This window comes from Pelatocladus sp. (assembly GCF_059505505.1).
On record NZ_JCACKS010000064.1, the window covers coordinates 1 to 12155 of the forward strand.

Annotated in this window: 8 protein-coding genes; 1 reads left to right on the forward strand and 7 read right to left on the reverse strand. The window is 39.1% G+C overall.

Going from position 1 to position 12155, the window contains the following annotated elements; all coding sequences use genetic code 11:
* Positions 1–398: 398 nt before the first annotated feature.
* The 5 genes from AC5JMK_RS06400 to AC5JMK_RS06420 form a co-directional block, all read right to left on the reverse strand.
* The gene (locus tag AC5JMK_RS06400; RefSeq protein ID WP_096676894.1) at positions 399–1043 is read right to left on the reverse strand and encodes a hypothetical protein; all 645 of its coding nucleotides are present in this window, start codon (positions 1041–1043) and stop codon (positions 399–401) included.
* 331 nt (positions 1044–1374) lie between these two features.
* Positions 1375–2961 (reverse strand): CHAT domain-containing protein, encoded by a 1587-nt coding sequence (locus tag AC5JMK_RS06405; protein WP_096676893.1) that lies wholly within the window; start codon positions 2959–2961, stop codon positions 1375–1377.
* Between the two features lie 165 nt (positions 2962–3126).
* Positions 3127–5457 carry a protein phosphatase 2C domain-containing protein gene (locus tag AC5JMK_RS06410; protein ID WP_096676892.1) on the reverse strand — a complete coding sequence of 777 codons (2331 nt, stop codon included), beginning with the start codon at positions 5455–5457 and terminating at the stop codon, positions 3127–3129.
* 916 nt (positions 5458–6373) lie between these two features.
* Positions 6374–7726, reverse strand: a complete 1353-nt coding sequence (locus AC5JMK_RS06415; RefSeq protein WP_096676890.1) for an esterase-like activity of phytase family protein — start codon at positions 7724–7726, stop codon at positions 6374–6376.
* A gap of 142 nt (positions 7727–7868) precedes the next feature.
* Positions 7869–8228, reverse strand: a complete 360-nt coding sequence (locus tag AC5JMK_RS06420) for an NAD(P)H-quinone oxidoreductase subunit M (protein WP_096676889.1) — start codon at positions 8226–8228, stop codon at positions 7869–7871.
* A gap of 1142 nt (positions 8229–9370) precedes the next feature.
* Between AC5JMK_RS06420 and AC5JMK_RS06425 the strand changes: the two genes are divergently transcribed.
* Complete coding sequence (locus AC5JMK_RS06425) at positions 9371–9652, forward strand: Npun_R1517 family heterocyst differentiation transcriptional regulator (RefSeq protein WP_096676888.1); 282 nt, start codon at positions 9371–9373, stop codon at positions 9650–9652.
* A 476-nt stretch (positions 9653–10128) separates the two neighbouring features.
* On the opposite strand, the gene AC5JMK_RS06430 is transcribed toward AC5JMK_RS06425, so the two are convergent.
* Both AC5JMK_RS06430 and AC5JMK_RS06435 read right to left on the reverse strand, forming a co-directional pair.
* On the reverse strand, positions 10129–10824 hold the full coding sequence (locus AC5JMK_RS06430) for a response regulator transcription factor (protein ID WP_096676887.1): 696 nt from the start codon (positions 10822–10824) through the stop codon (positions 10129–10131).
* 250 nt (positions 10825–11074) lie between these two features.
* Entirely contained in the window at positions 11075–11797 is a 723-nt protein-coding gene (locus AC5JMK_RS06435; protein ID WP_096676886.1) for a GAF domain-containing protein, read from the reverse strand.
* Positions 11798–12155 lie beyond the last annotated feature (358 nt).

A 12155-nucleotide genomic window follows, 5' to 3' on the forward strand; every position in this document is an offset into this window, starting at 1 on the left:
TTTCCCTCTCAGGGCTTAAGCCACTGAGTTTCCCACATACCGCGAGGTTTTATGAGGGGATTTGAGACTATGTGTCTCATAGACGTGCAATGACTTGGTAAATAAATACTTGGTAAATATATATAAGTTAATTCATCTTGACCAAAACTTCTTTGATGGTACAGAGCAAGCAGATTTATCTGTAGAGTCAATTCAAATAAGAATAAACATAATTTTTTATTTCTTTAGGTAGATGACGCTTGTCTTGCAATTTGATATTTTCTGGATACAGTGGAAAGCCGAGGTTTTTAGAGAGACAGATAAAGCATTCCACAACCTTTGCAAGACGAGCGCCATTCAAATGGGAAACTACTTGCAAGTAAAAAAAATGCAGCAGACTATAAGAATTTGGGTTTTTTTTAGGCTTCACCCTGAAAGCTGTTGAGTTGTTGCAAAGCATAGTAAGCGATCGCCAAACTAACTCTAGCTTGTTCAATTTCCGAGAGATTTGTCCATTCCTGTTCACTAACTTGATTGACAACAGTTTCTGCGGTTTTTTGTGATTCGCTACTCCGCATAGCATAAGCGTACGGACGAGCCAAAACTAATAAATCATCAGATCCCCAACCGGGTAATACAGCCTGAACACATTCCACCAGTTGATTTGCCATTGATTGTTGGGTAGTAAAAATATCGGCTGCTTTTTGAGCGATCGCCTTTAACCATTGTTTTGGTACATCTGTAGACAGACGACTTTGTAAACTTTCTTGAAGTTGACCTATGATAATACTATCTGTATTATGATTGTAGGATGGAGCATGAGAAGTCCATAGCGCTTCTAATTGATTGTAAAAATCTTCACAGCGTGTCGTGAGTTCTTCTTCCAATACATCTTGCAGCACAAAATGTTCTTCCAAGTGGTGAAAATATTCTTCTGATTCCTCATCACCCGGATTCCAAGGATAAGTACCATCCTCTGGTTGCAGGAGTGCTTCTAAAAATTCAAGTTCTATTTGAGAGGGGATGGTTTGAAGATTTTCTAAACCGTTGATTTGTTTGTTCATTTGTCGTCTCCCGATCAATTATTTTATGGTATTTACAGCTACAGCTGCTTGGAACTAATTTCCGCACATCAAGTCTAATTATCCTGAGTTTTTTTATAAGCTTTTTGTTGAACTTGGAAATAGAAAGCCAAAACTAGAGTCTAAATGCTAGCCGCTAAACAAGCAGAATGAAGATTTAGGGATTTTACTCACCTGTTTGTGGGTAATTACTTCCAAAATTTCATTGACAAAAAATGGTAAACTACATAACAAATAAACTGACTGGAAGAGCAATATAAAACTCATCAAATCAGCTTCATTCGCTTTTGTTTTTTACCGTTGTGCTTTTAACTTAAGAGTTTTCAATCATAAACTCCCAAGGGTGACTATTTCTACTACCGAACTTTAACAGCATTCCTGGTTCAAGCAAAACTTCCTGGTGGTGGATTTGTTGCCAGTCATTTTTAGTAGGTTTAGAAATCCAAGTTGTACCATAGGTAGAGTTTTCTCTGAGGTAATATGTTCGTACTGGAGTAGGGCCTGTGAAAGTATTTCGACACAAGATTTCTGCTTGACTCCTGGAAACAGATGGTTGTGGAATAACAATGTCATTATCTGTAGTACGACCGATGCGGGTAACTCCGGTTTTCAGTTTATAGGTTATGCCAGCCGACCTCAAGGAAGCCAGAGGTAGCAGTGAAGCCATACCAGGTATGGAAGTTTCTGGTAGTTCTGTATTACCCTCTTCATAACTCCTGATTAATTCGCCATCAAATTGTGGGTGTAAATAAAGAACAGGTAATGTCCATGCTAGTTGATTAAATCTATAAACAGCCAATAAATTTTGTCTAGCCTCTGCTACAGCATAATCGATTGGTTGTCGCTTTCGCAAAGCTTGGACAAAAGCATGAATAAAAGTCAGACTTTCCTCATCAGCAATTTGATCACGCATTCCTAAAACCGCAGGTACGCCATTGCGAATCAGCACCTCTGCTAAACTGCTACAAGGTATTGCCTGACCATTGACAGCAGCAGGTTGCGCTCCCCAACAAGCATTTAAAACCGCTAATTTAACTCCCGTATGGCTGAGTACTTGTGCCAATTCCATGCCATTGAGACGCATATCAGGACGCAAATGTAAATACCCGCCATCAGGACCTCGCGAACCATGACCCCCATAAAAAAAGATATTGTAATTTCTGGTTTCTAGTTCTTGAATCAACTGCTGTGGGGTTGGTTGCACTAGTGTCTTCACAATACAAGGAGCATATCCCTGGGAATGACTTCCCACTATAGAGCCGTTAGAAAGGGTTTGCTCTAAAATATCAGCTTCTTTATCTAACTGGAGATTCTTTTCATCTTCTCCCAGAACTAGCAGGATATTTAATGTCTGATCAGTTCGCAACCGCAGTAGTAGGGGTTCAACTTCATTAGTAGTACGACTAAATAAAATGTTTGGAGATAGTGACATTGCTGACTGACCAACTTCACGCTGCATAATTTCCCACGGCAAAGCAGTTAAATTTGGGTCACGAATCTCTAGTCGAAAGCGCAAACGTGTACTTTGGCCAGTGGCAATACCACTACTGTATTCCAGACTGCCCAAGATTGGCCCGTCAAATAACCAACGCCACAGGCTAATTCCCAAATATTGCATCAGACGACTAGTGTAACTTGTGATTCTACCAGAAGTTGGTGAAAGCAACTCATTGGGAAGTGGGTTTGATGCTGGGGGTATGGCTGTAGGGGAAATATCTATACAACTGTCCGGAGCAAACATCTCTTGCCACTTTCGCCAAGCTTGAGTTAACTCTGCTGACCAGACGCAATCGTGGATATCACGGGCGCCAGGGTAGGGAGCTTCAAACACACAAATAGCGAAGTGATCGGGACCAGCATTGACCAGACGCTTAACCGCCAAGTTCAGGGATGGATTCATTACATACAAACATCAAAATCAAAAATTTCCAATAAGACAAAAACAAAAGACAAAAATAATTGACTTCTGTTGATTTTTTCTTTTAGCTTTTACCTGTATTATTTCAGGTTGATACTAGTTTATCGAGTTTTTGACTATTGAGTGTTAGCCACACAGATTAGCCTGTTATGGAGTTGAGCCTCCTTGATTTAAAGATGCAGGTGTGCGCTGAGGCTGCTCTCCACATTGAGCAACAATTTTCGGTAAGGGTGTAGAGCTACCGTCCAATAATTTTTGATATTCGGATTCGGATAATTTAATAGTGTAGACTTTGCCCTCTTTCACCACAGGTTTTCTATTTATAGGAGTTAATGGATCGGGTGGGTTTGTGGGTGAAGTGAAACCGTCTCCAACAGAGCATACTCGCAAAGATATTGACTCATCTGGATTTGAATCTTCTGTTGTGGTTACTTTGCTCTTAATAATTTTCAACACACTACCAGCAGGTGCGATCGCGCTTTGTGGAGGTGATGTATTTGTTAATAACTCTATATCAGTCGTGGTCTGAATGACATCAGGGCGATCGCTTGGCTGAGATAGTCCAACAGACGGCTTTAATGTCACAGAGGGAGTATTATTATTAATTGTAGGAATTCGAGGCTCATTTTCTTCTTTACCAAAAATCCCTCCATTGAGCATCCATAAAGTCCCAAATAAACCTGCGGCTAGAACTAATCCTATAAGAATGACAAACTGTAGTGGGACAGATCTCGGCCGCTTACTTGGCTGTGTGTCTGGAATGACTTGAGTTTTTCGAGAATAACCACCTTCTGTTCTCGATTGTAGGGTTTGAGGTAGATGAGTATTGCTGGTAAGAGAAATATCGGATATGTCGGGTAAGACTAATTGTGGTTTTGTCTGTGGTTCTGAGTACTTGTATTGATAGTGTACTAGGGCGATAGTGACATTATCGTGTCCATTTTGAGTGTTAGCAATTTCTAGCAATCTTTCGATCACGTTTGCAACATCAGTCTTACCCTGAATTAATGGTAAAATTTCTGTTTCCCAATACTGTTCCACACGGTCAAAATCACTCAATCCATCGGAACATAGCAGGAAAATACAATCTTCGTCGAGAATAAAGCGTTCAGCAGAGGGATGCAAGGAAGTGCTAGGACTCATTCCTAAAGCTTGCACCAATGAACCAGAAGCACCTTGTTGTATGGCATCTCGGTAAATAGCATAGCCGAGGCGCACTTCACGCGAAGCGACATCATCATCAAGAGTCACTTGATAACAACCGTGGCGTGTAATCCAGTAGGCACGACTATCACCAACATGAGCAATGTACATTTCATGAGCAACAGGCAAAGCCATTACCAAGGTTGTTCCCATACGCTGGCGTCCTTGGCGACTCTCGCTATCGTTGCGCTGGCTGATTTTGTCGTTAGCCGTCGCAGCTGCTTGCTGTAAATCTTCTAAGAGCGAATTTGGATCAAGGTGATCGTAAGGAACCTTAGTAAGTTCTTGTACCTGCTGTTGAATAGTTTCTATTGCCAAATTTGAGGCGACATTACCACCCTCATGTCCGCCGATCCCATCGCAAACGATCGCCAAAGCACTGCTAGAGTTGGGTGGTTTGCTGATAATGCTACCACTTGGCGGATAACAGGCATCTTCATTGCGTTGACGACTGGGGCCTGTGTCGCTAACTGTGGCAATTGTAATGGTGGGAGATTGAGAACTTCCTAATGTTGAGAGTCCTTTATCTACAACTGTGACTAGTTGTTCGGCAGCATAAATTTTTTCTGTGATCAGGGAGTGACAAATGTTTTCCAGAAATTCTGCGATCGCTGGTTTTGCTATATTTACCAACTGCTGCCAAAATTCCCCTAACTGTGATAAGCTCGGTACATAATCTTCTTCATAACGCAATTCCAACAGGCGTACTAACGAACCTTCTACCCTTAATAATTGAGGACTGAGTAAGCTAGAGGCAACACCTTCACTAGCCAGAGGTTGCCATAACTGTGCTATCTGCCATAACCAATTCAGTTGGCGCATTGATGTAGCATCACGCCATGCAGTGGTTAACTCACTACATAGTTGTACATCCAACGAAGTTGTACTATCTATAATATTGAGTGGGGGTTTTTCTAAAAGTAATATGTCTTGCCCTTGACTACCATCAGATGAAGAAATTACACCGTATACCTGTGGTACATGTAGGCGGTAGGGAATTAATCTTAAATAGGGTCTGATTGATTGTAATTTTTCTGGATCTGGCGTTTGAGGTAAATAACCAGGCTTAGTATCTAAAAGAATATATTTATCAATAATTAGATAACGAGTCGCCAATATTTCTCCAGGATTACCCAAATTCATACCATCTGCCACAGCCCAGAGGAAGCGTTTAGGTAAAGGTGTAGAGCATCGCTGGCAGAAGTTGTGGGTTAGAGGGTTGGGAGATTGACAAAGTTCATTTGGGCAATACAGGTTAGCCGCATCATTTTCCATAGTTTTCCCACCGATCAGCGATTGGCAATTTCTTTATTAGTATTAGCGACGATATCTAAACCGCTCATATTTTTTTATTTGAGATATCTAAAGTTTGGAACAATCATAAAATCTCGTGGTATCTGTGGAAACCCATCCCATAGACGGTGATGGATCAATAAAGCCAAGTGCGAACATGCGCCCAAACAAACAACAATGTTATTACTCTACTCTACAGTTACTCTGTAGGCTGCTCTGTCGCCAGAGCTTCATGAATTTACAACTTGTCATCTAACTATAACGCCTTCACTGCTACAACTACATTGTTTAGACTTATTACCCCATAATGAAAGAGGAGATCAGACTAGATCTTTACTTTTACTTTATAGGTAGAGAGGCATTCATAAAGAAACTTAAAGAAGACAGCTACTAGCTAGTCTTCACTCACTATTAGCAATTTGCTATAGCCAAGATTATATTAAGTTTATTACTTCGCCTACAACGTTAACTGCAAATTTAACATATTTACTCAGTTAAAGTGTAATTAAAGAGCATAATGAAAAAAAAATTCATCGCGCTGCTAACCCTGGTGATCTAATTTCTGAAGAATCACAAACCATGAAGGGGAAATCCAAACAACTTATCATAGATGCTTATGATATTACGAATGCGAGCATCCAAGTGGCCATAGACTTTGTTGTATGTCAGTCCAAAGGTCAAAAGGCTTTACACTATATTAAAGATGTCCAGGAGATTTCAGGACAATTGCTATTTGTCCAAGGAGGGAATCTGGTCTGGTGTTAGTCATGGGTTATTAATCAATAATGATTTATTGTTTTATTTTATTGTGATAAGAATTTATAAATTAAGTAATATAAATGAGATTATACCTCTTATGAAGAATCTTTATTTGAATTTGTGAATTAATACTTCATAGCTAATGACGATTGAATAAATTTAAAGGTTTTTTTAAGCGAAGGAGAATAAATTCGGTGTTGTCAGCCTGTCTGGGAATACGACCAGAACTATCGGCATAGTTATTATCGTTGATTACAAGTAGGGTTCTATTATCTACAGGTAATATGCTCTCTATAGTCACAAAAGGGATAGTGAAGATGCCTGCCTTGGTGATGTTTCTTCCAATCCTCTTAGGGTCAGATATATTTAGTAAATCTACTAACAATTGTTTATCAACAAACCCTTGGGCATCAATTTGTTTAATATTAATTTTATAAAGACGCTTGAATTGAGCAGGAGATTTAAAGGCAGAGTTATTAGGATCTCCTTGACGGTGATCACGTTCAATCACAATATATTCATGATCATTAATGGCAGTAAGTTCACCGATCGCATGGCTTTGATGCTCTAGCTGATAAGAGAAAATTTGTCCTGTGTATTGCTTGCTGGCTAAGTCAAATTCATGAATTAACAGGCGCTGCTTCAGAGAGTCACCTTTTAAAGATCCTTCTAACAATACATAAAGTTTTGTACCACTACTGTTGATCGCCATACCTTCAAAACCTTGAGAACGACCCAGGTTTGCGGCGATAACTCTTGCTTGTTCGTCAGGTAAATTAATCAATTCTGGGTGATCAGGTGATTTTACAAAATCTAACTTACCAATATCCAAAAAATTGGGTAGAGAAATAGGAGGATCTAGCAGTTCACCATTTTGTCCTACATGTAGTAGGAAGGGGCCAAATTCGTCCCCCAACCAATAGCTACCGTCACTAAGACGCTGGAAAGACTCTATATCAAAATCTCCTCCTGTCAATAAACGATTTGTTTTGATTGCTGGACTAACGGAGATAGTGCTATCTGGATAAAATGATTGATCTGCAATAATAGGAAAACCAACTTTACGATTTTTATCATTTAGTTCTAAAAAGCTTTGACGATCAAACCAAGAGAGTCTTTCTCCGGTTTGCAGATTCACAGGAAAAACTTTACCTGTAGTAAAATCAGGTTCGACTGCATAAATACGCAATCTGTAATCAGGCGAATTAGCCTTGCTGCCAAAACCGTTATCTGAAATGACTAGATAAGTGCCTGCTTTTGGTCCTTTGACAACCGCAGAAAAACCTTGTACAGGTTGAGCATGAAGAAAAGGAGTTGTGCGATTTGTCTTTTTAAATTGAGCTGTTGTTGAACCGAAGGAAAATGTATCTGCGCTTAAGACAGAACGTCCAACAAGTTCTGCTGCTTCGGCATAGGAGTAAAAGAGTAACACTAAAATGACAATAGGCTGCGGCAATAGCCAAGCAGCCAGAATTTTGAGGATATTGAGCATTGAAACTCGTTACTATTTTGGAGTTAACAGTAGGGATGGTTTTAGCTGGAATAGCTATCAGCAGAAGTCAAATCCAGCTAAACCAGCTCTTACGGGAGTTAGGAGTTAATAATTTTTAGAACTAATAACTCAACCCCTAGCTCTATTGGTTGTCAGGTACTAGTTGGGGAAGTCCCATGCTGTAGTTAGTGACACGAGCAGAGAGATTGTAACTGATTTCGCCCTTTTGGAGAAGCGATCGCAGAAAATGCTCTAAGACAGACCCAATACGGCGCAAGTTATAATCTGTTAGGTCTGCGCCACTATATGCTTCTACTTGTTCATCAAACTTGTGATAAATCTTTCGTAGAGCATCTTCATTCCAATTAAATTCGTTGTCTGGGTCCACATCCAACGTCAAGACTTGATTGCTGGGAACTAGTTCGCCATCTTGATCAATTTCTGCCGCAAAAATACGGATATGCCGGGTTGTGGACTTAAGTAGCATTGGGTTGTCGTCCATAACAGTTTGGTGATTCAGGTTATAGCAGTTCTCGTTTGACTAGAATACAAGCAATCTATCGAAGACGCCACGATTAGCATAATATCTATCAGGCTTTTAACTTTTTGGGATAAGCATAGTTCTATCTTAATCTTGATCTCAGAGGGAAAGGGACAGGGAGGATAAGGAGGACAAAGGAGAGGATAAACAAAAACATCAATCCCCAATCCCCATTACCCCTTATCCCTTACCCCTTATCCCCAAAGGGGACCCCTACCTTCCCCAATCCCCAATCCCTAGTTGAATCCCCATGAATCTTTAGCTAAGATGGCCGCCACAACCCTTTAATAGAAAAAATCTATGGTTGTCATAGGTAAAAAGTTCATCTGCTTGGAGAAGACAACGGGAGGTGTCATCAGATTGATGCCCAAGTTTATGAATGAGGACAGCTAAAGTTCATCCTGATTTTATTGATTTGGAGATGTTGTCTTGATTTTTGCGCGATAGAAGAAAATTTTTAGTTGATGAGGAACCCCTTTGGATGCATAACTGTCAAGTTTTTCGTACATGTCCAGCCAAAGGAATTTTAAAGCGGTATACTCGGCTGGAATAATTGCAACTAAGCTTATATTTTATATCAAAATAAAAATTGTTACCGATGATGAGTTTCCCTATAAATAACTTGTAAGTCTTTATCAACTAGAAAAATCGTACATCCACTGATTTTACGTAAATTTCCCCATGACAATGACGGGCTTTCATTATGTAAAAGAAAATCCGGGTTTATACTTACGTATAAGCACGAATTTATAAGTAAAATCCCAAACTCTTATTGACGTAAAGATAAAGTTGATGTAAAAACCTTTAAAAAGCCAGAACAAGTTCTTACAGAAACTTTATTGTATACAATCTTAAAAACTGAATAATAGTTATGGCTGTTCAACTACAGCATTTACTGCAAAATCTGAGTCTTGACATTAGTCTTGACATTAAGAGTCTAGATAGAAACAATAGCAGGAGAAGCAAAATGAAATGCAAATTTCGTTCAAGGAAAGAAAAAGATTGATTCAAACAGTTTGGATTTCAAAAAAATATAAAGAAATTTTGCTCTTAGATATAGCCCCTCACCTCTATCACCAAAAAGTAAAGGAATCCTAAAAACTATGAACTCCAAAGTATTACCACGCCAAATAAATAATATTGAAGTAAGCGTTTATGAATGTGAAATACATCTCAAATTTCGATTGATTGAAGAAAAAAGTTTATTAGGCGATCGCGATCAACTTTTGCAGGTGTTGCTAGATGCTTTACTCACCGAAGGATCTGATGAATTTTTAGAGACTCTGCAAGCTTCTGTGAAAGCGCAGGAAATTTCAGAACTAAAAGCGTCACCACAAATGCGACGCCAGTTAATGCGTTTACGTAACTCTACCGAAAATACTTAATCTTGAGGTCTATTTGAGATTTGTAATTATCAGGTTTATTTTGTGTCTTGTATTGGGCAGGAAATAGTGAGCTTGTTTAAGTTTACTTGTTAGATAATTTACTCTTTCCATAACCCGCTTGTGTAACCCAATCCTGTAGTTATCAAGTTAAGTCTAACCCTACTCTACGAGAAGCTTTTTTCTAGGCGTCTAGGGAGAGACACTATTACTTTTACAGTAGCCTTCATCCTTTGCACTACAGATACTGAGTGGGTGCGTACTAAGAGCATTTTTTACCCTGCTTTCTGGCAAAATTTAAGTTTTGCAATTATTTTCCAGGGTATTCCTAGACTCAATTTGCTCTTACTGAATATCTGGAGGAATCGAATTGTTACAAACTGCAAAATTCAGAAATTGGGGTTCAAGATTCTGAATTCTGCTTTTGGATTATGCTGATTGAGGAACTTCGAGTTTCCTGTTTTTTTATCTTTTTATGTTTATTTTGCTAAACCATGTTCAAGAGCAAAACGAACTAACTCAGTTCGGCTATTAGTACCAGTTTTACTAAATAGTCGGCTGACATATTTTTCAACATTGCGGACGCTGGTTTCTAGACGACGAGCAATTTCTTTGTTCATCAAACCTTCCGCTACCAAATTTAAAACACTCTGTTCTCGCGGAGTTAAGTCGATTGTAAATGGAGGTGGAGACTGAGCGATCGCATTTCTCTGGGTCAACAAGGCCTTGATTTGGGCGATTTGATTAGCCAGATCGGCAATATCAGGTGTTTCGCCTTCTTCAGTTGTAGTTGGTATTTTGCTCGCACGACGCTTGAGTAGGTTTTCGACTATTGCCACTAACTCATCAGGATCGAAGGGCTTTGGTAGATAAGCATCAACACCAGCTTGATAACCCTGGATGCGATCGGTTGTCATGCCTTTTGCGGTTAAAAATATCACTGGCAATGCTTGAAAACGGGGGTCTTCACGTAGTTGTTTGAGGAATTGATAACCGTCTACCTGGGGCATCATAATATCAGAGATTACCAGGTCAGGTGTATTTTGTTGCATTAATTCCCAACCTTCACGAGCGTTACTGGCAACTTGAACGCTGAAACCGCTTTCCTGTAAATAATCTTTTACCGCTTCACGCAGTCCCGGTTCATCATCTACCAGTAACAATTGTGCAGACATTTACAGTTTCCTTTCTTCGACTTTATCTCCAATTTAGCAGGGTGTTGGTCATTACGCATTCAAAGGTAATAGATTGGCTGGCCGAAACATGAAATTAAATACCAATCATTTATGGCTTTTGTGCTTTACACTAATAATCCCGCGGGTATTTTATTTTCACGCTAATACCTAAAGCTTAGGCAAAAAATTTTAAGTCGGCGATTTTAACCCTGGTGTACCAAAGTTTGCATGAGGTAGGGCGTGAGAGATCTTAACCTATCTCAAACATAGGAAGATTGTATTCCTTGTCTTTCTGTCTAGCTGAACTTATGCAGGCTAATGCAGCACTTGCTAATCTCAATACTCGCTCTTTTAAAGTAGAAATACTCAATATCAATGCCTGAAACACACTATGAAAGTGAGGATTTAAGTAGAAATTGTGTAAGCCAAGTTTTTGATTGCACTCACTCTGCTCGAAATTTAAAACCTCTGCATGAATCATTGTACTAATGCGGTGTGCAGCTAGTTGCAGTTGTTCCACATCACGTTCAGTAAACTGATGAGACTTAATAGTGCCAACATGTAGTACTCCTACCACACCTTGTTTGAGCAATACTGGTATGCCGACAAGTGATTTCAGATCTTTTTGTCGTAGAATTGGACTAAAGATATCTACCTCAGACACATTATCCAATATCATTGGCTTCATAGTTGCGGCAATGCGGCCAGCTATACCATGCCCAATGGGAATACGGATATTTTGTGCTATCTCTTCCTCAAGTCCGATACTAGCGTATACATCTAGATTCTGCTGATCTCTAACAGGTAATAAAATAGTGACAGTATCTACACACATGTATTCTTTCAACCACTCAAGCACTTTTTTGAGCGATGTCTCAAACTTGTCAGCTGTGTCGTTCTGTTCTTCACCTATAAAGACATTCCAACCTTTATAGAAACTTGATAAACCAGATTGATTTTCCCAATATAACATTATAAAACTCCTGTTAATACAAAACTCAGAAATTACAGTAATATTGCTAAAAATTATAACGTTTATACAAATTTTAGGTATGGCGATTAAATTGTTTAAAATATAAATTTTTAATGAAATTGTGAAAATATAAACTTTGAGATTGGTAATTAGTAAAACTTATTCAGCAGATTGAAACGGCTCTTTAAACATCCGAATAAAAGTAGTTGAGGACTCTATCTTTAGATACTCACTTAATAGTGAGGCTCGTAGTGAGCCACATTAAGGTTTACACCTTATAAAGCTACAAATATTTGACTATATTTTTAGTAAGCTGTTCAGCATTTAAATTGGGTATAATAAAAAGCCGAATTCAGTA

Excerpts from the sequence above, each read along its gene's own strand:
- AC5JMK_RS06400 (WP_096676894.1), bottom strand. The coding sequence starts at position 1,043 with ATGAACAAACAAATCAACGGTTTAGAAAATCTTCAAACCATCCCCTCT.
- AC5JMK_RS06405 (WP_096676893.1), bottom strand. The coding sequence starts at position 2,961 with ATGAATCCATCCCTGAACTTGGCGGTTAAGCGTCTGGTCAATGCTGGT.
- AC5JMK_RS06410 (WP_096676892.1), bottom strand. The coding sequence starts at position 5,457 with ATGGAAAATGATGCGGCTAACCTGTATTGCCCAAATGAACTTTGTCAA.
- AC5JMK_RS06415 (WP_096676890.1), bottom strand. The coding sequence starts at position 7,726 with ATGCTCAATATCCTCAAAATTCTGGCTGCTTGGCTATTGCCGCAGCCT.
- AC5JMK_RS06420 (WP_096676889.1), bottom strand. The coding sequence starts at position 8,228 with ATGGACGACAACCCAATGCTACTTAAGTCCACAACCCGGCATATCCGT.
- AC5JMK_RS06425 (WP_096676888.1), top strand. The coding sequence starts at position 9,371 with ATGAACTCCAAAGTATTACCACGCCAAATAAATAATATTGAAGTAAGC.
- AC5JMK_RS06430 (WP_096676887.1), bottom strand. The coding sequence starts at position 10,824 with ATGTCTGCACAATTGTTACTGGTAGATGATGAACCGGGACTGCGTGAA.
- AC5JMK_RS06435 (WP_096676886.1), bottom strand. The coding sequence starts at position 11,797 with ATGTTATATTGGGAAAATCAATCTGGTTTATCAAGTTTCTATAAAGGT.